This window comes from Bacillus sp. FSL R5-0659 (assembly GCF_038008785.1).
Lineage (GTDB): Bacteria > Bacillota > Bacilli > Bacillales > Bacillaceae > Bacillus > Bacillus safensis.
Window position 1 is genome coordinate 3,701,087 of sequence record NZ_JBBOZU010000001.1, and the last position, 23,375, is coordinate 3,724,461.

The 23,375-nt window shown below is 40.6% G+C and carries 25 protein-coding genes; 3 read left to right on the forward strand and 22 right to left on the reverse strand.

The window, feature by feature from the left end; translation table 11 throughout:
* Positions 1-62 precede the first annotated feature (62 nt).
* From NSQ72_RS19120 to NSQ72_RS19160, 9 genes are all read right to left on the reverse strand, one after another.
* Complete coding sequence (locus NSQ72_RS19120) at positions 63-671, reverse strand: alpha/beta hydrolase (protein WP_039182909.1); 609 nt, start codon at positions 669-671, stop codon at positions 63-65.
* Positions 668-1,639 carry a ring-cleaving dioxygenase gene (locus tag NSQ72_RS19125; protein WP_039182911.1) on the reverse strand — a complete coding sequence of 324 codons (972 nt, stop codon included), beginning with the start codon at positions 1,637-1,639 and terminating at the stop codon, positions 668-670. Before NSQ72_RS19125 ends, NSQ72_RS19120 begins: the two co-directional genes overlap by 4 nt.
* Before the next feature lie 192 nt (positions 1,640-1,831).
* Complete coding sequence (gene opuFB, locus NSQ72_RS19130) at positions 1,832-3,349, reverse strand: osmoprotectant update ABC transporter permease/substrate-binding subunit OpuFB (protein WP_341084992.1); 1,518 nt, start codon at positions 3,347-3,349, stop codon at positions 1,832-1,834.
* The gene (locus NSQ72_RS19135; protein WP_341084993.1) at positions 3,342-4,307 is read right to left on the reverse strand and encodes an ABC transporter ATP-binding protein; all 966 of its coding nucleotides are present in this window, start codon (positions 4,305-4,307) and stop codon (positions 3,342-3,344) included. Before NSQ72_RS19135 ends, opuFB begins: the two co-directional genes overlap by 8 nt.
* 203 nt (positions 4,308-4,510) lie before the next feature.
* Positions 4,511-4,750, reverse strand: a complete 240-nt coding sequence (gene rpsR, locus NSQ72_RS19140; protein WP_008359105.1) for a 30S ribosomal protein S18 — start codon at positions 4,748-4,750, stop codon at positions 4,511-4,513.
* Positions 4,751-4,790: 40 nt separating this feature from the next.
* Positions 4,791-5,333, reverse strand: coding sequence for a single-stranded DNA-binding protein SsbA (gene ssbA, locus NSQ72_RS19145; protein ID WP_007497456.1), 543 nt, complete (start codon positions 5,331-5,333; stop codon positions 4,791-4,793).
* 36 nt (positions 5,334-5,369) lie between these two features.
* Positions 5,370-5,657: a 30S ribosomal protein S6 gene (gene rpsF / locus NSQ72_RS19150; protein ID WP_024424058.1), complete on the reverse strand. Its 288-nt coding sequence runs from the start codon at positions 5,655-5,657 to the stop codon at positions 5,370-5,372.
* Positions 5,658-5,765: 108 nt separating this feature from the next.
* Positions 5,766-6,866, reverse strand: coding sequence for a redox-regulated ATPase YchF (gene ychF, locus NSQ72_RS19155; RefSeq protein ID WP_058837887.1), 1,101 nt, complete (start codon positions 6,864-6,866; stop codon positions 5,766-5,768).
* Between the two features lie 216 nt (positions 6,867-7,082).
* Positions 7,083-7,289, reverse strand: a complete 207-nt coding sequence (locus NSQ72_RS19160) for a DUF951 domain-containing protein (protein WP_008347561.1) — start codon at positions 7,287-7,289, stop codon at positions 7,083-7,085.
* A 294-nt stretch (positions 7,290-7,583) separates the two neighbouring features.
* Between NSQ72_RS19160 and NSQ72_RS19165 the strand changes: the two genes are divergently transcribed.
* Positions 7,584-8,903 carry a hydrolase gene (locus NSQ72_RS19165; RefSeq protein WP_144468188.1) on the forward strand — a complete coding sequence of 440 codons (1,320 nt, stop codon included), beginning with the start codon at positions 7,584-7,586 and terminating at the stop codon, positions 8,901-8,903.
* 15 nt (positions 8,904-8,918) lie between these two features.
* Positions 8,919-9,329: a hypothetical protein gene (locus NSQ72_RS19170; RefSeq protein ID WP_039182926.1), complete on the forward strand. Its 411-nt coding sequence runs from the start codon at positions 8,919-8,921 to the stop codon at positions 9,327-9,329.
* Positions 9,330-9,354: 25 nt separating this feature from the next.
* Here NSQ72_RS19170 and NSQ72_RS19175 read toward each other — a convergent pair whose 3' ends face one another.
* Entirely contained in the window at positions 9,355-10,410 is a 1,056-nt protein-coding gene (locus NSQ72_RS19175) for a YkvI family membrane protein (protein WP_080967203.1), read from the reverse strand.
* A 72-nt stretch (positions 10,411-10,482) separates the two neighbouring features.
* On the opposite strand from NSQ72_RS19175, the gene yyaC reads away from it, so the two are divergent.
* Positions 10,483-11,109, forward strand: a complete 627-nt coding sequence (gene yyaC / locus NSQ72_RS19180) for a spore protease YyaC (RefSeq protein ID WP_058837885.1) — start codon at positions 10,483-10,485, stop codon at positions 11,107-11,109.
* A gap of 25 nt (positions 11,110-11,134) precedes the next feature.
* On the opposite strand, the gene NSQ72_RS19185 is transcribed toward yyaC, so the two are convergent.
* From NSQ72_RS19185 to rpmH, 12 genes are all read right to left on the reverse strand, one after another.
* On the reverse strand, positions 11,135-11,989 hold the full coding sequence (locus NSQ72_RS19185) for a ParB/RepB/Spo0J family partition protein (RefSeq protein WP_024424064.1): 855 nt from the start codon (positions 11,987-11,989) through the stop codon (positions 11,135-11,137).
* Positions 11,982-12,743 carry a sporulation initiation inhibitor protein Soj gene (gene soj / locus NSQ72_RS19190; RefSeq protein ID WP_008360890.1) on the reverse strand — a complete coding sequence of 254 codons (762 nt, stop codon included), beginning with the start codon at positions 12,741-12,743 and terminating at the stop codon, positions 11,982-11,984. The genes NSQ72_RS19185 and soj overlap by 8 nt, the downstream gene beginning before the upstream one ends.
* Before the next feature lie 235 nt (positions 12,744-12,978).
* Entirely contained in the window at positions 12,979-13,806 is an 828-nt protein-coding gene (locus NSQ72_RS19195; RefSeq protein WP_341085061.1) for an orthopoxovirus pf05708 family protein, read from the reverse strand.
* A gap of 149 nt (positions 13,807-13,955) precedes the next feature.
* Positions 13,956-15,106, reverse strand: a protein-coding gene (locus tag NSQ72_RS19200) for an IS3 family transposase (RefSeq protein ID WP_341084994.1) whose coding sequence is annotated in 2 segments (ribosomal slippage) — positions 13,956-14,833 and positions 14,833-15,106 — 1,152 coding nt in all. Because the reading frame shifts where the segments join, the coding sequence is not laid out codon by codon here.
* A gap of 116 nt (positions 15,107-15,222) precedes the next feature.
* Positions 15,223-16,098, reverse strand: coding sequence for a nucleoid occlusion protein (gene noc / locus NSQ72_RS19205; protein WP_039182930.1), 876 nt, complete (start codon positions 16,096-16,098; stop codon positions 15,223-15,225).
* A 105-nt stretch (positions 16,099-16,203) separates the two neighbouring features.
* Positions 16,204-16,923: a 16S rRNA (guanine(527)-N(7))-methyltransferase RsmG gene (gene rsmG / locus NSQ72_RS19210; RefSeq protein ID WP_024424068.1), complete on the reverse strand. Its 720-nt coding sequence runs from the start codon at positions 16,921-16,923 to the stop codon at positions 16,204-16,206.
* A gap of 13 nt (positions 16,924-16,936) precedes the next feature.
* Positions 16,937-18,823, reverse strand: coding sequence for a tRNA uridine-5-carboxymethylaminomethyl(34) synthesis enzyme MnmG (gene mnmG / locus NSQ72_RS19215; protein ID WP_039182934.1), 1,887 nt, complete (start codon positions 18,821-18,823; stop codon positions 16,937-16,939).
* A 17-nt stretch (positions 18,824-18,840) separates the two neighbouring features.
* Positions 18,841-20,220 (reverse strand): tRNA uridine-5-carboxymethylaminomethyl(34) synthesis GTPase MnmE, encoded by a 1,380-nt coding sequence (gene mnmE / locus NSQ72_RS19220; RefSeq protein ID WP_039182936.1) that lies wholly within the window; start codon positions 20,218-20,220, stop codon positions 18,841-18,843.
* A 401-nt stretch (positions 20,221-20,621) separates the two neighbouring features.
* Complete coding sequence (gene jag / locus NSQ72_RS19225) at positions 20,622-21,245, reverse strand: RNA-binding cell elongation regulator Jag/EloR (protein WP_039182938.1); 624 nt, start codon at positions 21,243-21,245, stop codon at positions 20,622-20,624.
* Positions 21,242-22,024, reverse strand: coding sequence for a YidC family membrane integrase SpoIIIJ (gene spoIIIJ, locus NSQ72_RS19230; RefSeq protein WP_087976621.1), 783 nt, complete (start codon positions 22,022-22,024; stop codon positions 21,242-21,244). The genes jag and spoIIIJ overlap by 4 nt, the downstream gene beginning before the upstream one ends.
* 158 nt (positions 22,025-22,182) lie before the next feature.
* A complete protein-coding gene (gene rnpA / locus NSQ72_RS19235) occupies positions 22,183-22,542 on the reverse strand; it encodes a ribonuclease P protein component (protein WP_341084995.1) in 360 nt (119 codons plus the stop codon).
* Between the two features lie 78 nt (positions 22,543-22,620).
* Positions 22,621-22,755 (reverse strand): 50S ribosomal protein L34, encoded by a 135-nt coding sequence (gene rpmH, locus NSQ72_RS19240; RefSeq protein WP_073208224.1) that lies wholly within the window; start codon positions 22,753-22,755, stop codon positions 22,621-22,623.
* Between the last annotated feature and the right edge of the window lie 620 nt (positions 22,756-23,375).

The window sequence follows — 23,375 nt, forward strand, 5'->3', positions numbered from 1 at the left end:
TCCTTTTGTTTGTTTTGCCCAAAAAGCTTCTGTAAAAATCCCACCTGTATTCCCCACCTTATTTAAAATTGACGACGATACCATAAAGCCGCAGCATCGACTTCTTCTCTCGTTAACTGATGTCCGCGATTTTCCCAATGAAGTGTAACCGATGCGCCTGCACCCTGCAGCAATTGCTCCAGCTCCTGCGATTCCTCTGGACGGCACATTGGGTCATTTTCACCAGCTGCTATAAAGACTTGTTTCCCCGCTAATGAAGGCAATGAAACCCCGCGTCTTGGAACCATTGGATGATGCAGGATGGCTCCTTTTAAAGCATCCCCATAATGGAATAACAAGCTTCCAGCAATGTTTGCCCCATTGGAATATCCGATAGCCACCACATTGTGACGATCAAACCCATATTCATCGGCTGCTTCTCCGATAAATGTATACAGCTCCTCTGTACGAGCAATCAAATCCTGCTCATCAAATACGCCCTCTGCCAAACGTCTGAAAAACCGCGGCATGCCGTTTTCTAATACATTCCCTCTCACACTAAGAACAGATGCGTCAGGATCTACTATCTGTGCAAGCGGCAATAAATCTTCTTCCGTCCCGCCAGTTCCATGCAGTAATAGCAGAACAGGTCTTTGTTCATTCTTTCCTTTTCGAAAAAGATGCTTCATCATGAATCTCCTTTCCCTTTAACTTCTCTCACTTCAATTGGCAGTACAATTTGTTCAATCTGACTGCGCTGCGCCTCATATTGCGGTGGCAGTTTCAATGCTTCACCCATTGTTTCCACTGATTCGTCATGTGCAAACCCTGGAGGATCAGTGGCAATCTCAAATAATATGCCCCCAAGTTCTCTAAAATAAATGGCATTGAAGTAATTTCGGTCTTGCACAGGTGTCACTTGATACCCGCTTTGTGCAATATGTCTTTGCCAATCTAATTGGTCCTGATCATCTGTTGCTCTCCATGCAATATGGTGCACAACTCCAACACCCATACGTCCTCGTGGAACAGGTGTGATGTTCACATCAATGACATTGCCTATTTCGCCAAACGAACGGAATCTCACATAGTCTCCTTCTGCTCCGACTCTTTCAAGTCCCATCGTTTGCTCTAGCAGCTGCATCGTTTGTTCCGGCTGCGAAGTTAATAAAACAGCTCCGCCAAATCCTTTAATCGCTACATCTGGTGTGACACCGTTAAATGTCCACTCGTTTTGCTTTCCTTCCGCACGCTCTACTAGCTCAATCAATAAGCCGTGTGGATCTTCAAATGAGAGAAAAGCTTCACCAAAACGTTCAACCATTTCATAAGAAACATTAAACTGCTCAAGACGATCCTTCCAGAAAGAGAAAGCGCCTGTCGGTACGACATATGTCGTCACGCCCACTTGACCTGCACCAATTTGACCTTTTTGTGCTCCCGGCCAAGGGAAAAATGTAATAATGGTCCCTGGAGAGCCGCCTTCATTTCCAAAATATAAATGATATGTGCCCGGATCATCAAAATTCACGGTCTTCTTCACGAGACGAAGCCCTAAAACACCTGCATAAAAATCAACGTTCTCCTGAGGATGACCCACAATAGCTGTAATATGGTGAATTCCTTCTGTTTTTTTCACTTCTAATGACCTCCTAATCATGAAGTAATAAACCTCTATTCATTATGTCTTTACTGACGTCTTTATATTATCTCGAATTCGAGATATTAAATCAAAAAAATATATTTATCTCGAATTAAGGATATGATGTTTTTAAGTAAATGTCAATGATTTTTGTTTTTTCTTTTAAAAAAGCAGAGCTGCTTTGCCATAAACAGCCCTGCTTTTCCTTGATTATTGCAGCAATTTTTTCTTTTTTAAATAGGCTTTCGCTACCTGAAATGCATCCTTCCCCTTCACATTGACTTCATAATTCATTTCTCTCATCTCATCGTCTGTGATTTGACCCGCAAGCTTATTGAGAGAGGTCTCAATCTCAGGGAATTCAGTTAATGTCTCCTGCCTGAGCAGCGGTGCTCCTTGATATGGCGGGAAAACATGCTGATCATCATCAAGCACCTTTAACTTGTATTGTCTCAATTCACTATCTGTCGAATACGCATCGACTAAATTGATATCCCCTTTCCGAATCGCTCGATACCGAAGCTTAGGCTCCATCGTCACGACATCGTTAAAGGAAAATTGATAGGCTTTTTGAATGCCTCGATACCCATCCTGACGATCAGAAAACTCTAAGGTGAATCCAGCTTTTATACGGTTTTTGATCTTACCTAGATCTGAAATGTTGGACACCTTATATTGATCAGCCAGTGACTGCGGCACGGCTAAAGCATACGTATTGTTGTATGCCATGGGCTCAAGAAGGCGGAGCTGAAAGGATGATTCCAATCCGCGTCGAGCTTGCTCATACACTTTTCTTTTATCTGTGCTTTTTGCTGTTTCCTTGAGGAATTCAGAAATCGCTGTACCCGTAAACTCAGGATAAATGTCAATATCACCAGAGCGTAAAGCCTGGAAAACAAAGGACGTCTTACCAAGACCGGGCTTCAGGTTCACTTGAATATCTGTATCCTGTTCAATTAAAAGCTTATACATCGAGATCAAAATCTCAGGCTCTGAACCTAACTTTCCGCCAATGGTGATTTCTTTCTTTTCTTGCTGAAACAGCACGGGGGAAGCGACAACTGCTCCTGCAATCAGAGCAAAAACAGTCACAGAGATCACCGTCTTTTTAAAGGAAATCTTCTCAAAGGTTCGCAGCACCACATCAAATAAGAGTGCGAGTAAGGCAGCTGGTATCGCGCCAATGACAATGAGCGACATATCATTTCGATCAATTCCCAGCAGGATTAAGCTTCCTAATCCCCCAGCCCCGATCAGTGCTGCCAGAGTGGCGGTTCCCACAATGAGAACCATCCCGGTTCGGATACCCGCCATGATTACTGGCATCGCAAGAGGTAGCTCCACCTTTAATAACCGTTTGCGATGATTCATCCCCATAGCAAGCGCCGCTTCTCTCAGGGAAGGATCAACCTCCTGAATGCCTGTATATGTATTTCTTAAAATAGGGAGTAAAGCATAGACCACAAGCGCAATAATGGCAGGCACTTGCCCAATCCCCACGAGAGGAATCAGCAAGCCAAGCAGTGCAAGCGACGGAATTGTTTGCAAGACAGCCGTCACCCCGATGACCCACTCCGCTAGCTTTGGAACCCTTGTTAAATAGATACCTAATGGAATGGCAATCAAAATCGCTAAAAATAAAGCAATAAAAGAAATTTGAATATGCTCAAGTAAGGCGTGTCCCAATTGTTCTTTTCGTTCCCATAACACACGGGTCCAATCATTCATGTGAATCGCCCCTCTCTCTAGGAGAATCAGCTAAAAACTGAATCACTGCTTGACGGTTCACTAGTCCTATCCGATCTCCATTCTTTTCAACAGCCAATTCCTCGTGCCTTGCCAATTGAGATAAGACTTCATCCAGTGTGGCACGTGCTGAGACCGCCTCATAGGATAAAAGAGCTTCGTGAGCCATCGGTTGCGCCAAGGTTTCCAGCTCAAATGCTTGATGTCCTACATGATGGGCAGCCCCTGAGACAAACTCCTGTACAAAGGCATTGGCTGGTTGCTGAACCAATTCCTCAGGACGTCCGATCTGCACTACTTTTCCTTCATTCATCACACAAATTCGATCACCCAGCTTCATAGCTTCCTGCATATCATGCGTCACAAAAACAATGGTTTTTTGAATCCGGCGCTGCAAATCAAGCAGATCATCCTGCAATTTCTCCCTCGTTAGTGGATCTAACGCACTAAAAGGTTCATCCATCAGGACAATCTCAGGATCAGCTGCAAGTGCACGTGCCACACCGACACGCTGCTGCTGCCCACCAGAAAGCTCTGCTGGCTTTCGATGTCGATACATAGCAGGATCAAGCCCAACCATCAACATGAGTTCATCGACACGCTGATTGGTCTCATTCCGGCTCCATTGTTTAAGCTCTGGCACCACAGCAATATTTTCTTCTATGGTCATATGAGGAAAAAGCGCAATTTGCTGTAGAACATAACCGATATCCCAGCGCAGCTCATACATATCATAATCACTTATTTTTTGACCTTTTATGTAAATCTCACCTTCTGTTGAAGAAATGAGACGATTGATCATTTTCAATGTCGTCGTTTTCCCGCTGCCACTAGGTCCAATCAATACAAAAAACTCACCTTGCTGAATTTCCAAATCAACAGATTGAACGGCATAGCGCTCATCAGAAAATTGCATCGATACCTTTTTAAATTCAATCATCTTCCCACGCCCTGACTGCAATTATTTTCTAGACTACCAATATGACAGATCAACCTCATATTTGTATAGAATAAACTGTCACTTTAACATACTTCCCCTCGGTTGACTGCCAAAAACAGTTCTAGCAAAAATAGATGAGGTTCTTAGTGAGACAAATAAAAAAAGCGAAGAGCTCGGGGCTCTCCGCTTTTTAAGTCAACGACTTACTCACCAGTAACGTATGGAAGTAATGCCATTTGACGTGATCTTTTGATCGCTAATGTCAATTTACGTTGATACTTAGCGCTAGTTCCTGTTACACGACGAGGTAAAATTTTACCACGCTCAGAAACAAACTTTCTAAGAAGATCAACATCTTTGTAATCGATGTGCGTGATACCGTTAGAAGTAAAGAAACATACTTTACGACGTTTCGCACGACCGCCTCTGCGTCCACCTGCCATTTGTTTTCACACCTTTCCTTTAGTCATTTTTTCAGATCAATTAGAATGGCAAATCATCATCGGAGATGTCAATCGGTTTACCATCGTTCGCAAATGGGTCATCATTGAAGCTATTTCCCTGATTACGATTTTGGTTGTTTTGATTGCCATATGGATTTTGACTTGGTTCATTTCCAAATGGATTCTGATCGTTTTGGCTGCCGCCATAATACTGGCCTCCGCTATTGCCACCGCCGCTGTATCCACCTGAACCAGCACCGCCGCTCTTAGGCTCAAGAAATTGAACACTTTCAGCTTGAACTTCTGTCACGAAGACACGCTGTCCTTGCTGATTTTCATAGTTTCTTGTCTGCAAACGACCGTCTACACCGGCAAGACTTCCTTTTTTCAAGAAATTAGCCACGTTCTCGGCTTGTCTTCTCCAAGTAACACAGTTAATGAAATCGGCTTCACGCTCTCCAGATTGATTCGTAAACGTACGATTCACAGCTAGAGTAAACGTGGCTACAGCCGCACCATTAGGCGTGTAGCGAAGCTCAGGGTCTTTTGTTAGTCTTCCGACCAATACAACACGGTTTAGCATATTGAAAGACCACCTTTAAATATATATTTCAATGATTTATACTTCTTCTTTAACAACAATGTGGCGAATGATATCGTCACTGATCTTAGCTAAGCGGTCAAATTCTTGAACTGCTGCAGCGTCAGATTGAACGTTTACGATTTGGTAGAAACCGTCACGGAAATCGTTGATTTCGTATGCAAGACGACGTTTACCCCAATCCTTTGTTCCAGTGATCTCCGCACCGTTAGAAGTTAACACGTTATTGAAACGCTCGATAACTGCTTTTTTAGCCTCATCGTCAACTGTTGGGCGGATGATGTACATAACTTCGTACTTTCTCATCTGATTGCACCTCCTTTTGGTCTAAGCGGCCCTAAACGGGCAAGGAGCAATAAATTATATTACTCACAATTGTATATTATAACAAATCACTTGGCCTATGACAAGAACCTATACGTTAAAACGGAAATGAATGACGTCTCCATCTTTCACTACATATTCTTTACCTTCTAGACGAACTTTCCCTGCTTCTTTAGCAGCAGACATGCTTCCGCCAGCTAGTAAATCCTCATACGCAACCGTTTCAGCACGAATAAATCCACGCTCGAAGTCTGTGTGGATGATTCCAGCACATTCTGGCGCTTTCATTCCTTTTTTAAATGTCCAAGCACGTACCTCTTGCTCACCTGCTGTGAAATACGTAGCTAATCCTAGAAGAGAATAAGATGCTCTAATTAGCTGATCAAGCCCAGACTCATTAATACCAAGCTCTTCAAGGAACATTTGCTTCTCTTCTCCTTCAAGCTCTGCAATTTCAGACTCGATCTTCGCACAAACGACGATGACTTCAGCGTTTTCACCAGAAGCAAACTCACGGATTTGCTGCACATATTCGTTGCCGTCATGATCCGCTACTTCATCCTCACTCACGTTTGCTACATAAAGAACTGGTTTAGATGTGAGTAAATGGAGCTGTTTCACAAGCTTTTGCTGCTCATCTGTAAATTCTACAGATCTTGCCGATTTCCCAGCTTCAAATGCGGTCATTAGCTTCGACAAAATCTCAAATTCAGCTACTGCTTCCTTGTCCTTTTGTTTTGCAAGCTTGCTCACACGAGCTAAACGCTTTTCAACTGTTTCTAAATCAGCCAAAATCAATTCGAGATTAATTGTTTCAATATCTGCAACAGGATCAACCTTACCAGCTACGTGTGTAATGTTATCGTCTGCAAAAGCTCTAACCACGTGACAAATCGCATCTACTTGACGAATATGAGAAAGGAATTTATTCCCTAAACCTTCACCTTTAGATGCACCTTTGACAATACCCGCAATATCAGTGAATTCGAAAGCAGTGGGAACTGTCTTTTTCGGCTGCACCAATTCTGTTAGCTTTTGTAAACGCTCGTCTGGAACTTCTACAATTCCGACGTTTGGATCAATGGTACAAAACGGATAGTTAGCAGACTCCGCTCCAGCCTGTGTAATTGCATTAAATAGCGTTGACTTCCCGACGTTAGGTAAGCCAACAATACCAGCTGTTAAAGCCATTCTTTCATCTCCTCTATATCAAACGTGCTCGTTATACTGCGTAATATGAACCTAGAGCAATTATAAGTAGGTTTACATGAAAAGACAAGCTAACCATCATGCATTTTCAATAGAAGAAACATCGTCAAAATGAATAAATCAATGCTTCAAAACGGGAAATTGCACCTGGCTTTGCTGTAGAAAAGACAAATTTAATAAAAAAAGCATGAGGCCTACTTAAGCAGTTGGCTCCTCATGCTTGACGAGAATTTTCTTCATTTTTCGTTCAAAATCTCTTCTTGGGATCATCACGCTGTGTCCGCAGCCTTCACATTTAATACGGATATCCATGCCCAAACGAATGACCTTCCACCGATTGGCACCACATGGATGGGGCTTTTTCATCTCAACAACATCATGTAACCCAAACGCTTTGTCTGCCATCAGCCTTCACCTCTCTTGCTCACTTCATTGCATCTATTGTACAAAAAAACGGCGATGGAGGGCAATGCACAAAACAAAGAGTCTCTTTCAATCGTTCATCCTATTCTTTTTTAAAGAAAAAACCCTTCTTTTAGATCATTTTATTTGTGACCAATAGTTACTTAAACTCCGCTTTTTTTCAATATTGTCACAAACACTGTAGGTCAAAAGGTTTTTATTGGTAGAACGCGGTGGTTTTTCCATATTTTTTGATTTATGATATCTGCATAAATGTTATGTGAGGGAGCAGGTACGATGGTCAATCGAAAGGATAGATTAACTGATAAAGACTATAAAATCATATCCGATCATGCTGGAAATATCGACAATTACCAGCAGCACCATACGATAGAAATAGGTCAGCAAACACTCACTGTCCACGATTTTCTAAAAATCGATCAAAAATTATATGGTTTAACGATGCAACCGGAACAATCAGACGAATTCATCGTCGCTTTTCACTGTCCGCTGCCACATCAAATGACAGTGACATCTAAGCAAGATGTACACAACGCTGCACAGTCATTACTCAAAACAGATTATGCCTATCCAATTGAAAGAAAGTCCCTTGACAGCAATCAAGAACATGTCTTTTTTAAAGGGAAGGAATACATAGAGAAAGTCTGTCAGAAGCATCCGAATGCAGGTATCCATCTCACTGGACAAGCACTTGCCGGTGCTGTTTGTGCTTATGTTGCAACAGAACAGCCAGCTGTCAAAAAAGCCGTCACTTTTGACAGCCCAAATATATGGAGCAGTCTATCGCCTTCGATTCAGCAAAAGGCGCAGCAAGGTCAATATACACACATGTTGACTGAATATATTCAGCCTAGTCATTACGTCGGTTTACTCAATCGTCATGATCAAGGGGTTGGACAAGTCAAGTACACCGTACCGCCAAAGCAGCAAGGCTCAGTCCAAGAATCCGTTAAATACAAAAAAAGAGAAATAGACACCTTTTTAAAATCAGCTTTTGCATCTATGAATATAGAATGGAACGAATCCTTTGATACAAATGCTTTTTTAGCTCTCGTTTCAGGAGAATTTAAAGAAAATGGATATTCATTCCATCCGAATGGATCTGCCCGTATTTTAGATGAACAGCTTGATCATAATACAAGTTTTACAGCCATGCTGCTGCAAGAAATTCATTCTGGACGTGCATATGCACAAAGCGGACTTGAAATTATCATAAAATCCCATTTACTGAAAAATTCATCCTATGATCTGCAAAGTATTATTGAACATGAAGTACACACTGTATTTGAAAAAATCGATGGAATTGATGAAAGCGTAAAAGACGCCGTTCATCATGTAAAACAAGAGCTCAAAGGACTCGTCGGCTTTGGCCACTATGATTTATTAAGTCATAGTGATGTGGAAGCACTCGTAGAGGAAGTGAGAATGGAACAGACCCATTCCTCCTTTTATTCACACGAAAAACAACTGAATGCCTTGTACACCCTGAGAGATTACGAACAAGAGCTTTCTACCCTTTCAAGACATATGTACACAATGGGTGATGACTACGCCAAGGCAGATAGACGCCTTGCGGTGCAAATGGGTATTCATTAAGAAAGGAGTCATCGCATGATCAATCAAAATAAACCTCCTAGTGACGCCCAGCGTTTCTTGCAAAATGTGAGTGCCCGCCGCTCCATGTCTGTATTTGAAAATCAATCGGCACCACACACACAAACACAGTCTCCTGAAGAAATTGCCGCCATTCAGGCCATGCGCAGAGAAGGACAGCGTAAGGATTTAAAACGGCTGCTCAAAATGCGGCTGCACGACGAATTAGCAAATACACGCGTGCACTTGGAGTATCAGTTGGCTAAAACAGAAGACATGATAAACCAGACGACCATTGTCAAACAACACATTTCCCAGCATTTAAAGGGACAGGCCATTTCTGAATTAGAGGATCGCCTCCAGCGTCTTAAACAAATGCCTGTCTACGATGACATCAAAGAAGCTATTGATTCAATTCAGATCAAATAAGCACAGCTCTTAAAAAGAGAGGTGCTTATTTTATTTTATCAATATAATTTTTAGGGCGAGAAAATATCTTTTTACTTAAAATCGGATACAGCATTAAACAGACGAGCAAATAAAGATTCAACAAACTATAAATTGGATACAAGAAAGCAATCAAATCAGCAAATCCAAGAGATGTTAAAGGTGCCATCAAAAGAAGCATTACCAATACAACCAGCCAGCGGGGCATTCGTACAAAAGAAAGCATCCGGCTGGATAATCCAAATAAACCTGCTGCCGTCGTCGTATAAATGGCTAGACAAAGGACAACCGTCATAAACACAAACAAAGACGCCGGCGCCCCTTCTAATACTGTAAACAAAGGAATTCCCTCTGCTGAAAGGCTTCCAGAAATATCAACCAGTATTTCGTTATACACATACGAGATGACACCAAAAATGAGACCGCTTAATATACTCGCCACTTTGGCTTCCCCAAGCCCCTTCATTTCTTTCCCAACCGAAGACAGCACTGCCACAACGGATAATATATTCAAAGAAGCAAAGACAATGCTGGCAGGCCAATTGTACTGCTGTCCAAAATCAATCCGCCACATATGATCATGGTTCATATAATAAAAAACAAACGCATAGATGAGCCCTGCCACCAAAATTGGTATAATGAAAGCATTCACAGATAAAAGCCCTTTCACATCCCAGAAAAAAATCATAAACGAAAACAAACAGAACGCGCCGATGCCAATCCAAAAAGGCACATGATACATCTCAAGAGTCACCCCGCCGCCGGCAATCATGACCGTCGTTGTCGTGAATAAATAAAGGACAATTAACACGTCATACACCTTAGCCAGCCATGGACCGACAAGCCGCTCCAGCACTGGCACAAAGTGATCGGCACGCACCTCATAACTGATTTTTAACACCACATAGGTAGACAGCATAAACATCAATGTAAACAGTAGAATGGCTAGTCCGCTATCAATGCCAAAAAACTGCCAAATTTCCTGGCCGGAAGCATATCCCGCTCCTATTAAGCTTCCTAAAATTAAAAGCGTCCACCTTGAACCAGCCTTCCACACAATCATCACCTCATAGGTATAGAATTAAGCTTGTTTCCGTATACTGTTACTAACTACTATGACAAGGAAGTGAGACCTATGAATAGCAAGAACGGTCTTTTTTTTAGAAATAGGGTGAAAGAATACGTGTCCCATACGGATACAAATGCCATTCAACAGCTTAAAAGTATTTTATTCTCGCATCTTCAGAAAGCAGGAAAAAGACCCGTTGCCATCGTTTGTATTGGAACAGACCGCTCAACCGGCGACTCTCTAGGTCCACTTGTTGGTACAAAGCTTTCAGGTCTGAATTTGAAAAAGCTTCATGTATATGGAACACTCTCTGATCCAGTGCATGCAGTCAATTTAAAAGAAAAACTCGCTGAAATTGAACAAGCTCATAAACACCCGTTTATTGTAGCGGTTGATGCCTGTTTAGGAAGAGTGAAAAGTGTCGGTTCCTTCCAAATTGGAGATGGACCGTTAAAGCCCGGGGCTGGTGTGCAAAAAGAACTGCCAGAGGTAGGAGATATTCATATTAATGGAATCGTCAATGTGAGTGGTTTCATGGAATACTTCGTTCTCCAAAACACACGTCTTCATCTAGTCATGTCTATGGCCAATACACTTTCTGAAAGTCTATCTCACATTGACCAAATGGATTGGACAAGAGAAAAAAGCCGGTCTCTTTTCACCCCTATTCAAAATATCACTGGGCGAATATAAAAAAGACCATCCTGTATCAAGATGGTCACTCTGATGATTCCCTCGTAGAAAGCAATTCAAGGATTCTTTCTAAATCTTCATTGGAGAGAAATTCAATCTCAATTTTCCCTTTTTTCTTCTGTTTCTTGATCGTCACGGAAGTACCAAAGTAGTTCTGTAAGAAAGACTCTCTTTCTTTCAACACTCGATCCTTTGGTGCTTCTTTTTTCTTTGTTTCACGTGGAACATTTTCGTTTAACTGCTGCACAAGTTTCTCAACCTGGCGTACGTTTAATCCCTCATCCACGATTTTCTTTACTAAAGGCGCCAGCTTCTTTTTGTTTTTTAAGCTAAGCAATGTCCGGCCATGTCCCATTGATAACGTTCCATTTGCAATCAGCTTTTGTATGTCATCCGGTAAAGTCAACAGACGGAGATGGTTCGCAATATGCGGTCTGCTTTTCCCTAATCGCTTCGCTAATTCCTCTTGCGTCACACTTAGATGATCCAGCAAGGAAGCATACGCTTCGGCTTCCTCTAGTGGAGATAGATCCTCGCGCTGCAGGTTTTCTAAAAGGGCAATTTCTCTCATCAGCGTTTCTGAAAACTCTCGAACGATCGCAGGAATTGTTGTCAGACCAGCTTGTTGTGCCGCGCGAAAACGGCGCTCTCCTGCTACAATGTCATATCCTTTAATCGATTTACGAACAATGATTGGCTGTAAAACACCGTGCTGCTGAATCGATTCTTTCAGATCAGACAACGCATCATCATCAAACGTTTTCCTTGGCTGATACGGATTCGGGCGCAAATCCTTTAATTTGATTTCTTCAACCGTTTCTTCATTTGAGTCTACGTTGTTAAATAGTGCATTAATACCCTTTCCAAGACCTTTAGCCATTCGCATCCACTTCCTTTGCTAAGTCTAAATAGACATCTGCACCTCTTGAACGTGGATCATACAAGATAATCGGCTTTCCATGACTTGGCGCTTCACTCAGCCTCACATTTCTAGGAATCACGGTTTGATAGACTTTATCTCTAAAGTACTTCTTCACTTCTTCAATAACCTGAATCCCAAGATTTGTTCTGGCATCAAGCATTGTCAGTAAGACACCTTCAATGGCTAAATCGGTATTTAAATGTTTCTGCACGAGACGAACTGTGTTTAACAATTGGCTCAATCCTTCAAGCGCATAATATTCGCACTGAACTGGTATTAAAACGGAATCAGAGGCAGTTAACGCATTAATCGTCAGTAGTCCAAGTGATGGCGGGCAGTCAATAATCATATAATCATAATTCTGCTTAACAGATTCAAGTGCTCTCTTCAGCCTCACTTCACGTGAGATTGTAGGCACAAGCTCTATTTCAGCCCCTGCAAGCTGTATCGTCGCAGGAATGACATCAAGATTTTCGACCTCTGTCGTCTTAATCACATCAAGAACATCTGCATCATCAACTAAAATATCATACACACACTTCTCTACGTCGGCCTTCTCAATCCCAATACCACTCGTGGCATTGCCCTGCGGATCAATATCAACTAACAACACTCGTTTGCCTATGTATGCTAAACACGCACCCAAATTAACAGAAGTTGTCGTCTTCCCGACGCCGCCCTTCTGGTTGGTAATCGCTATGATTTTTCCCACGATGTCACCCACTTTCAACTTAACAAGTTTCTCATTCATTCATACTTCCTATTCTATCAAAAAAAGTATGAAACGTTTGCTTTTTTTGTTTCCCTATTATAAATTCGTCGGTGAATGTGCCTTTTCGTACATAAAAGGATGAATGAAAACACACCCAAAAAGTATATTGATATATCTTTTTCAAGAAATAGACATGCTCAAAACCCTCACTTTCATCAAAAGTGAGGGTCACATGTCAAAAGTTTAATTCACCTATTTTACGGCCTTCACTCACAATGACCTTAGGAGTTACTGTTTTATAGCTTTTCTTTTTTAAAAATCCGTAGGGTGTCTTAATGGTAAAGTTCGCATGTCCCAATGCGTCCCCTGTTTTGCCATAGGCCTGCCACACAATCTTTGAACAATAAGTCGGATCCAGTGATTGAATGGACATGGTGATCGAGTAGCGAGCCTTCGGATGACCTTTCACATAATCGTGTGCCCATTCTCCTGCTAAATCTGCCTTTTCCTCTTGATTAATCCGAATTACCTTTGTATTGGCACTATAGCGAAACCAGTTATGAATGGAATCTAGTTGCGGATGCTGCCGTAACCCTGGAATAGAAGCATAGCTTTTCTCATTAATGACGATACCTGCATGTCCAACCAACCCCTTCACAGCATCAGTGGTTGTCACCAAAATATCTCCTTTTTTAGGGATAATATCGGTACCAGGATACGGCTTTCCTAAAAGGAGCTTGAGGGTGTGCGGCTTCTCATCCGTCACCAGCTCATCCTGCTTATTTTGTCGTAATCCATAGTTCTTCAAATCATCGTCAGTTGTAATCAAGTCGATCGAATCGTCGGAAGACGCATACTCTTGATTGAATTGCTGTACAGTCACATCTTGAGAAACAGCACCTTGCTCCTTCAGAACGTTCAATTCTTCGTTGGTCATCAAACTTTCATCCGCATGATGAGCCGTTGACGATTTCACAGCGTATATTGTCGCTTCATTTGAAAAAAGAGAAAAAGAAAATAGTAAATAACAAATAATGGCGAAAGTAGTCTTCTTCATTTTTATCAAGTAGTTGTCACCTCCTTTACACTTCTAAAATCATATTTTACCAATTTATAAATATAATGTATATTGAATGTGTGCTAGAAATAAGACAAAAAAAAGCTGACGAGTGGGGACTGACCCCCGTTTTTGAGACAGGGATCAAAACACCTTTATACAGCCAATTGCCGATAGTTTATCGGTGATTGGTTGTTTAGTTTCGTTTGAATACGAATGTTGTTATAATAATAAATGTATTCTTTGACAGTGCGTTCTACGATGGTGGTCGTAGTGCGATCAATCCTGTTAAGATAGAACGTTTCAGACTTTAGTGAGGAATGAAACGATTCGATGGAGGCATTATCAGCGGGTGTCCCTTTACGGGACATGCTCATGGTAATGCCTTTTATATGAACAGCTTTCTGATACTCGTAAGATGTATACACAGAACCTTGATCGCTATGTAACACGCAATTCTCAGGCAGTGCTGGGAGCTGATTAAGTGTGTTTAAGATAAAGTCTGTGTCCTGCTTATCACCAATCGTAAAAGCAATCACTTCTCCATTATATAAATCCAATATACTGGAAAGGTACAATTGTTTCTGTCCATAAGGCAAATACGTGATGTCCGTTACTAGTTTTTTAAGAGGGCGATCAGACTGAAAATTCCGATCCAGTATATTACCAGCCACGGCATAGGGCTGCCCATTCTTCTTACGCTTTTTCATTTTAACCTGGCATTGCCACTGGTTTTTCTGCATGATACGTTGAACAGTTTTATGGTTAATACGCATTCTCATTTTTAGTATGGCTGTGATTTTCCGATAACCATATCGATATTTGTGCTTTCGGCACAACGTGCCGATCTGTTTCTCTAATTGTCTTTTAGAATGATTTTGAGTCAAATCCTTTTTCCATCTATAATACGAAGTACGTAAGATGCCTAAATGGACACAGATGTCCTGTACCGTCATCGTTTTGCACAATTCTTCTACCAGTTTGATTGACGTTTCCTTATCAACTTCCTTTCCAATTCGTTGTACTTTTTTAAAACTTCATTCTGTTGACTCAAATAGCGATTTTCTGCCTGCAGTCTCTCTAATTCGGAAGAGTACTCGGGACCCTTTCCATAGGTATATTGTTTTCCAACAGGTTGTTCGAACCTGTGTGTATCCCCAGCTTTATGCCACCTCACCCATGTCTGAACCTGCGTCTTATTCTTAATATTCAATTCCTGCATGATCTTTTTCATTGGTACGCCTGCCAATCTCATTTCCACAGCCTTCTGTTTGACTTCAACCGGATAACTCACTCTTGTCCCCATAGAAAAAACACCTCCATGTTTTATTTCGGATCACAACGATCCGTTTTCAAACTTGAAGGTGTTTTTTATTTGTCTCATCTTATGGGGTCAGTCCCGTGGCGCTCATCAGCTTTTTTCTATTTAGGGATTCGAATTGTTAATTGGATATATTCCTCAAACTCTTCTTCCTCGGTATTTATCTTAAGTCCGCTGTCTTCCACCATGTGGAGAGACTGACGAATGGTATTCATCGCAATTCGTGTATCACGACTAAACGCCTTACGTTTTGGCTTCGGTTTGCGATCTGTTTTTTGTTCAAGCATCTTCACTACACGCTCTTCAGTCTGTTTCACATTCAACTGCTTTTCGATGATTTCCTGCAATAGCGCGATTTGTAATTCTGGAAGCTTTAGGGGCACAAGAGAACGTGCATGCCTTTCAGAGATTTTTTTCTCTAAAATGGCTTGTTGTACCTCTTCAGGCAACTTTAAAAGTCTTAATTTGTTTGCAACAGTTGATTGTCCCTTGCCTAAACGCTGAGCAAGCGCCTCTTGTGTTAAATCATGGAGCTCTAAAAGACGTGCATAAGCATGAGCCTCCTCAATAGCAGACAGCTCTTCTCTTTGCAAATTTTCAATCAATGCCACAGATGCCGTTTCCGTATCAGTAAAATCTTTTATAATAGCGGGGATTTTCTCCCATTGAAGAGTCTGTACCGCTCTCCAACGTCTTTCGCCGGCGATCAGTTCATATTTTCCTTCTTCTTCTGTTGGTCTAACAACAATCGGTTGGATAATGCCATGGGTATGAATCGTCGTGGCCAGCTCTTGTATCTTTTCTTCTGAAAAAATGGTGCGTGGCTGAAAACGGTTTGGCATAATTGTGTCGACCGGGAGCTCCTGTATCTCTTCCTTTAATGTATCATGCTCAGCAATCTCTGCCTCTATTTCGGTTTCACGCTCAGGATGTTCTTTGTCACCAAGCCCGAAGAAGCGTGAGAGTGAATGCTTCATGAACCTACACCACCTTTAAAAACTACCTTTTTATAATTCTATTTTCTCATGTTTTTTCCTTCTGTAAAATCATAAATATTGAAGAAAAACCGACCTTTTACATGATCAACCTTCTATTGGTGATTTATTAGGTGTTCCTGGTTTTCTAGGATATTTTTTTGGTGTTTGCTTTTTCTTTTCAATGACAATGATGTTCCGTTCGCTTTCTTCTAAAGGCAGAACAAAGGAATGCTTTTCAACAACCTCTCCTCCGAGGACTGTGACGGCTTTTTTCCCTGCTTGCATTTCTTCATCAGCGGCAGATGCTTTTAAGGCAACAAACAATCCTTCCTTTTTCACTAGAGGCAGACAAAGTTCGCTTAAGACGGATAAACGTGCAACTGCTCTAGCAGTGACAAGATCATAGCTTTCACGCTTTTCCTTACGTTGTCCAAACGTTTCCGCACGATCATGATAAAAAGTAGTATCTTGTAAGTTTAATCCTTTTGCTAACTCATTGAGAAACGTAATTCGTTTCTGAAGAGAATCAACAATGGTCACATGTAGATGAGGGAAACAAATTTTAAGAGGAATGCTTGGAAAACCAGCACCAGCTCCAATATCACAAATCGTCGTCACTTTGTGAAAATCAATAAAAAATGCTGCTGATATTGAATCATAAAAATGCTTTAAATACACTTCTTCCTTTTCAGTAATGGACGTTAAATTCATTTTCTCGTTCCATTCTACAAGCATGCGGAAGTAGGTTTCAAATTGTTCAAGCTGCACAGGAGAAAGAGTGATCCCTTTCTCCTCTAGTGCTGCTGTAAATTGTTCAATGTTCATGCCGACATCCTTTCTATTCTGCTATCTTCGCAATACGCCCCTGCTCTAAATATACTAAAAGGATAGAAATATCAGCAGGGTTAACGCCTGAAATACGAGAAGCCTGTGCAACAGAAAGCGGTCGGACTTCTTTCAGCTTTTGTTTCGCTTCAGTTGCAATTCCTTTGATGGCGTCATAATCAATTCGATCAGGAATCTTTTTGTTCTCCATCTTTTTCAGTTTTTCAACTTGCTGGAGTGACTTTTCAATATAACCTTCGTATTTAATTTGAATCTCTACCTGCTCACACACATCAGAAGGAAGCGGTGTTTCAGCAGGAGCTAATTTCACAACAGATTCATAGTTCATTTCTGGACGCTTCATCAAATCGCTTGCACGAATACCGTCCTTCAGCTCACTTCCACCGAGTGAACGAATAAATTCTTGAGTCTCTGCTGTTGGTTTAATGATGACAGAATATAAACGTTTTTTCTCTGCTTCAATGGCTTCTTTTTTCTGCTGGAATGACTGGAATCTTTCTTCAGAGATTAATCCAATTTGATAGCCAAGTTCAGTTAATCTTAAATCAGCATTGTCATGACGTAGAAGTAGACGATACTCAGCACGTGATGTCAAAAGACGGTATGGTTCATTTGTTCCTTTTGTGACAAGGTCATCGATGAGAACACCGATATATGCATCAGATCGGCTTAAAATGACTTCTTCTTTACCTAATGCTTTTCTTCCTGCATTAATACCTGCCATAATCCCTTGACCTGCTGCTTCTTCATAACCAGACGTACCATTAATTTGGCCAGCTGTATATAATCCAGAAATTTTCTTCGTCTCAAGTGTAGGCCACAATTGAGTAGGTACAATCGCATCATACTCGATGGCATAACCCGCTCTCATCATTTGTACATTCTCGAGTCCTGGGATGGTTGAAAGCATGCGCTGCTGTACATCCTCAGGAAGACTTGTAGACAATCCTTGAACATAAACTTCCTGTGTATTACGACCTTCTGGCTCTAAGAAAATTTGATGTCTCGGTTTATCATTGAAACGCACCACTTTATCTTCGATGGACGGGCAGTATCTAGGGCCAGTTCCTTTAATCATACCTGAATACATTGGAGAACGGTGTAGATTCTCATCAATTATTTGATGAGTCTCTAAACTCGTGTATGTTAGCCAGCATGGCAGCTGGTCAGTAATATATTCAACCGTTTCATAGGAGAATGCCCGCGGGACATCATCACCTGGTTGAATTTCTGTTTTACTATAGTCAATCGAGTGACTATTCACTCGAGGAGGTGTTCCTGTTTTAAAACGAACCAAATCAAATCCTAGTTCTGCTAAATGATCCGATAATTTAATAGAAGGCTGCTGGTTATTTGGACCGCTTGAATACGAAAGGTCTCCTAAAATAATGCGGCCTTTTAAGAAAGTCCCTGTTGTTAATACAACAGACTTCGCACGATAGTTCGCCCCTGTTTGAGTAACAACACCTTTACATTCATCATCTTCTACAATTAAATGATCTACCATACCTTGGAGCATTGTCAGGTTTGGTTCATTTTCCATTGTTTTTTTCATTTCATGCTGATATTGGAACTTATCTGCTTGCGCTCTTAACGCACGGACAGCAGGTCCTTTCCCCGTATTCAGCATGCGCATTTGAATATGCGTCTTATCTATATTTCGTGCCATTTCTCCGCCTAGAGCATCAATTTCTCTGACGACAATCCCTTTTGCGGGTCCGCCTACGGACGGATTACATGGCATAAAAGCAACCATATCGAGGTTGATAGTCAATACAAGTGTTTTGGCGCCCTGTCTTGCAGATGCAAGAGCAGCCTCAACTCCAGCATGACCGGCACCCACGACGATTACGTCATAATTGCCAGCTTCATAACCCATTTCTTATGTTCCTCCCTTTACTTTCCTAAACAGAATTGAGAGAATAACTGATCAATCAAGCTTTCATGAACAGCATCCCCAATAATTTCACCCAACTGTTCCCAGCAGCGTGTTAAATCTATTTGAACTATGTCGATCGGTACGTCCATTTCAATTCCTTCAAGAGCATCCTCAATTGATTGTTTTGCTGCCTGAAGGAGCGCAATATGCCTTGTGTTACTTACATACGTTAAATCTCCACTTTCAATTGAACCCGTGAAGAATAGTGATTGAATCGCAATTTCAAGCTCATCAATCCCTTTTTCTTGTAATAATGATGTCGTAACCACCGGACGATCCTTCGCTAACTGCTTGACCTTTTCGATATCAAGCTTAGGCTCAAGATCTGTCTTATTCACGATCACGATGATATCCATGCCTGAGACGGCCTCAAATAGTTTGATATCCTCTTCTGACAATTCCTCGCTATAATTGAGCACAAGTAAAATCAGGTCAGCTTCTTTTAAGACCTGTCTAGATCGTTCAACCCCTATACGCTCAACAATGTCCTCCGTCTCACGTATACCCGCAGTATCGACTAAACGAAGCGGTACACCTCTAACATTTACATATTCCTCAATGACATCTCTCGTTGTTCCAGGAATATCCGTTACAATCGCTTTTGTTTCCTGTACAAGACTATTCAACAAGGAAGACTTCCCAACATTCGGTCTTCCAATAATGACAGTGGATAAGCCCTCGCGAAGTATTTTCCCCTGCTGAGACGTCGTTAACAGTGACTCAATTTCCTTTTTCACTGATGTTGCCTTTTCAACTAAGACCCGATGCGTCATTTCTTCAACATCGTCATACTCAGGATAGTCAATATTGACTTCAACATGGGCCAAAGTTTCCAATATCTCGCCGCGAAGTCGTTTAATCAAACCGGAGAGGCGTCCCTCCATTTGAGTAATCGCTACATTCATCGCACGATCTGTCTTTGCGCGAATCAAATCCATTACCGCTTCAGCCTGTGAAAGATCAATTCTTCCATTTAAGAAAGCTCGTTTTGTAAACTCACCTGGCTCCGCTAATCTTGCTCCTTCTCTTAAAGCAAGCTGCAATACTTTATTGACCGTTACAATTCCGCCATGGCAGTTAATCTCAATAACGTCTTCTCTCGTAAATGTTTTTGGCGCTCTTAATACTGACACCATGACCTCTTCTATTACTTGCTCAGTGCTAGAATCCACAATATGACCATAATGAATCGTATGAGAATCCACCGATATAAGTTTTTTCTCCTTAGGACCTTTATACATCCGATCAGCAATCTGTACCGCATCAGGCCCGCTTAAACGAATAATCGCAATTGCTCCTTCACCCATCGGCGTAGAAATTGCTGCAATTGTATCCATCACTCATTCACCTCTTTCTCTACTGAATAAACAGTCTGTTATCTATTAAATGGACATTGTCCATCTCTATATCAAAAACGCTTAATCCAAAATTTAAAGATACCATAAATGAAAGCGAAGTGAAAGTATCTCATATCTAATTATCCACAGCTTTGCATCTTATCTATTTTAACACTTAACTTATCCACATGTGAATAACGACGTTTGAAACTTGTCTTCACATCTTACACCTAAATCCAATAAATTTAAACGCCCTGACCCCTTTACTTACTTGTTAAAATGGCGTTTTACACTCATATCTCACACTTAATTTTTAGAAATAAAGGATGAATCATCTATAAAAAGCAATTTTTCAATAAAAAAAGACTAAAATCCAGCTTTGCTGAATCTTAGCCTTTCTGCTATTTTTTATACAACACCACAACATGACGCTTGCTGCCTGTATCTTCAGATGCCGTTGCAAGTTCTTTAGAGAATGCAGCAATCGCATCATGAACAATTTTTCGTTCATTCGAAGGCATTGGTTCTAAATGAACCTTTCTCTTCGTTTTTAAAACCCGATTTGCTGTTTTGACGGCATATTGTTCAAGTGCTTCTTGTCGTTTCTTCCTATAATCGCCAATATCAATTGTTATATGATGATACTGATCAGAATAACGATTAAACACTAGCTGTACCAGAGTTTCTAAAGAGTACAATGTTTGGCCTCTTTTTCCAATCATTAATGACGTTTTATCTCCATCAATGTGGAAAGAAATCTTTTTCGGTTCCTGTTTGGAAATAATCTTTGCTTTAGGATCAATAGACTTAACAATTTTATCTAAATACTGTGTAGCTAATTTAAGTGCATTTATCTTTTCTACTAACTTGACCACAGCTTGTCTTTTACCAAATAATCCTAAAAACCCTTTATTTCCTTCATCTACTATTGTGATTTCTACTTCTTCTTGTAGTAGCTGAATTTGTTTAAGTCCGGAATCTACTGCTTCTTCGATTGTGCGACCGACAGCAGTTATTTCCTTCATTTTTTATTCCCGCCAGCTTTTTCTTTTGTATCAACTTTTACTTGAGGTGTTTTAATCACCAATGTTTGAATGATCATGAAAATGTTACCTACAACCCAGTACAATGAAAGTGCTGCTGGGAAACTAATTGCAAACACAACGATCATAATCGGCATCACCCATAACATGATAGCCATTTGAGGGTTGTCCGAAGGATTTCCAGCCATCATCAGCTTTTGCTGAATGAAAGTAGCTACACCCGCAATAATCGGTAATAGGAACAATGGATCTGGGCTGCCTAAGTCAAACCATAAGAATGTATGCTTTTTAATTTCTGCTGTTCTCATAATTGCATGATAGAAACCAATAAGGATTGGCATTTGAATTAAAATTGGGAAACAGCCAGCTAACGGATTGACGCCATTTTTTTGAAAAAGGGCCATTGTTTCCTGCTGAAGCTGCTGCTGTGTTTTTTGATCTTTAGAGCTATATTTTTCACGAAGCTTTTTCAATTCAGGCTGTAATGCTTGCATCGCTTTTGTACTTCTTAACTGTTTAATCATTAATGGTAAAATAAGCAAGCGAATTAGCAGTGTCACAATAATAATCGCTACACCATAGTTTTCACCAGTTAAGTTTGCCATGTACGTGATTAATTGAGATAGCGGGTAAACAATATAAGAATTCCAGAATCCCTTACTATCTGATGTAATTGGTTCATTGATCTGTGTACATCCTGCCAATAAAACCAATACGCCAATCAAGCTAAATATTAGTAATAATCGCCTTTTCAACAAGATTCCTCCCATTACTTCAAACTTTATTTAAGTTGGAATTGATTAAGAAAGTGACTCACCTAATCAGTATGGTAACATTTTTTCTTTGCAAAGTGGTGGTTACATTTTAATTCACTAGATGAAGGAAGCGCTTTTAAAAATTGATTCAACGAAAGTTTCTATTACGAAGACTTTTTCGGTTGTTGTTGATAAACAGCGGATTTTCTAAATAAATGTTGGAGAGACTTCTTTGTTTCTTCAAAGGTCAATTCACTCGCTGGTTTTCGTGCAATGACTATGTAGTCTTTTTCTTGCTTTAACTTATGACCTTCCTCTAAAAACACCTGACGGATCAGTCGTTTAATTCGGTTTCTTAACACTGCATTACCAATCTTCTTACTGACAGACAATCCTAAACGCAGTTCATCTTGATTTGGCTGATCCAGCTGGTAAATAACGAATTGGCGATTTGCCATTGATTGACCTTTTTTGAACACCTTTTGAAACTCTTCATTTTTTTTTAGCCTGTTTCGCTTCTTCATGTTTTCTTCCACTCCGATAAAAACTGACAGTTCATTTACGATTTTATGTAAAAAAGACCACTGACATTATTCAGTGGCCTAAGCTGATAATTTTTTTCTACCTTTGCTGCGGCGTCGCTTTAAAACTAGACGTCCGTTTTTAGTACTCATACGGCTGCGGAAGCCATGAACTTTACTACGCTTACGGTTATTTGGTTGAAACGTTCTTTTCATTTATGACACCTCCCTGAGGAATAGCTGTTTAAGACAGTCTAACTCATTATATTTGTGTAACCCATCGATTGTCAATATCAATGATAAAACTCTTATTATCAACCTTATAAGCATAACATAAGTTATCAAACGAAGAAACCTTCTTTTTTAGTTTCCAGCATTTTATTCTTTTTTTCCTCCTAAAAGACCTTCAAAACATGGATGTGGATATTTTTCCGGCATATTTAGACTATCCACACCCATTATCGACATTTTTTTCACACAAATAACCGATGTGGATAATTATTTTTCAACAGGATGTAAAGTGTGTGGATAAGTTTGTGACACCCATTGCACCATCTTGTTTATTTTGATATTATATTTGTGTTTTAACTCTTAATTACTTATCTGGCCTATTTATATTATCCACAATTTGTGGATAACCTGTGGAAAGTTATTACACAGCCTGTTGAATTGTTTATCCACAGCTTGTGTAATTTGTCGAAAAGACGTTTTTCTACTATATTAATTGTTTTCAACAATGTATGTGCACGAATGGTGATGACCATTTGCTCTTTTTCGTGTTCTATAACAGTTTGATACTGGTCATTTTAAAAAGAAAAGGAGGGGGGAGAGGCCTT

What these genes read in the sequence shown, in the direction of transcription:
- NSQ72_RS19160 (WP_008347561.1), bottom strand. Translation starts at nt 7,289, where the DNA reads ATGGCAGACAAAGCGTTTGGGTTACATGATGTTGTTGAGATGAAAAAG.
- opuFB (WP_341084992.1), bottom strand. Translation starts at nt 3,349, where the DNA reads ATGAATGATTGGACCCGTGTGTTATGGGAACGAAAAGAACAATTGGGA.
- rpsF (WP_024424058.1), bottom strand. Translation starts at nt 5,657, where the DNA reads ATGAGAAAGTACGAAGTTATGTACATCATCCGCCCAACAGTTGACGAT.
- rsmG (WP_024424068.1), bottom strand. Translation starts at nt 16,923, where the DNA reads ATGAACATTGAACAATTTACAGCAGCACTAGAGGAGAAAGGGATCACT.
- NSQ72_RS19120 (WP_039182909.1), bottom strand. Translation starts at nt 671, where the DNA reads ATGATGAAGCATCTTTTTCGAAAAGGAAAGAATGAACAAAGACCTGTT.
- yyaC (WP_058837885.1), top strand. Translation starts at nt 10,483, where the DNA reads ATGAATAGCAAGAACGGTCTTTTTTTTAGAAATAGGGTGAAAGAATAC.
- NSQ72_RS19185 (WP_024424064.1), bottom strand. Translation starts at nt 11,989, where the DNA reads ATGGCTAAAGGTCTTGGAAAGGGTATTAATGCACTATTTAACAACGTA.
- noc (WP_039182930.1), bottom strand. Translation starts at nt 16,098, where the DNA reads ATGAAGCATTCACTCTCACGCTTCTTCGGGCTTGGTGACAAAGAACAT.
- ssbA (WP_007497456.1), bottom strand. Translation starts at nt 5,333, where the DNA reads ATGCTAAACCGTGTTGTATTGGTCGGAAGACTAACAAAAGACCCTGAG.
- NSQ72_RS19125 (WP_039182911.1), bottom strand. Translation starts at nt 1,639, where the DNA reads ATGATTAGGAGGTCATTAGAAGTGAAAAAAACAGAAGGAATTCACCAT.
- rnpA (WP_341084995.1), bottom strand. Translation starts at nt 22,542, where the DNA reads ATGAAGAAGCGAAACAGGCTAAAAAAAAATGAAGAGTTTCAAAAGGTG.
- jag (WP_039182938.1), bottom strand. Translation starts at nt 21,245, where the DNA reads ATGAAGGAAATAACTGCTGTCGGTCGCACAATCGAAGAAGCAGTAGAT.
- mnmE (WP_039182936.1), bottom strand. Translation starts at nt 20,220, where the DNA reads ATGGATACAATTGCAGCAATTTCTACGCCGATGGGTGAAGGAGCAATT.
- NSQ72_RS19175 (WP_080967203.1), bottom strand. Translation starts at nt 10,410, where the DNA reads ATGATTGTGTGGAAGGCTGGTTCAAGGTGGACGCTTTTAATTTTAGGA.
- rpsR (WP_008359105.1), bottom strand. Translation starts at nt 4,750, where the DNA reads ATGGCAGGTGGACGCAGAGGCGGTCGTGCGAAACGTCGTAAAGTATGT.
- rpmH (WP_073208224.1), bottom strand. Translation starts at nt 22,755, where the DNA reads ATGAAAAGAACGTTTCAACCAAATAACCGTAAGCGTAGTAAAGTTCAT.
- NSQ72_RS19165 (WP_144468188.1), top strand. Translation starts at nt 7,584, where the DNA reads ATGGTCAATCGAAAGGATAGATTAACTGATAAAGACTATAAAATCATA.
- mnmG (WP_039182934.1), bottom strand. Translation starts at nt 18,823, where the DNA reads ATGGGTTATGAAGCTGGCAATTATGACGTAATCGTCGTGGGTGCCGGT.
- ychF (WP_058837887.1), bottom strand. Translation starts at nt 6,866, where the DNA reads ATGGCTTTAACAGCTGGTATTGTTGGCTTACCTAACGTCGGGAAGTCA.
- NSQ72_RS19170 (WP_039182926.1), top strand. Translation starts at nt 8,919, where the DNA reads ATGATCAATCAAAATAAACCTCCTAGTGACGCCCAGCGTTTCTTGCAA.
- NSQ72_RS19135 (WP_341084993.1), bottom strand. Translation starts at nt 4,307, where the DNA reads ATGATTGAATTTAAAAAGGTATCGATGCAATTTTCTGATGAGCGCTAT.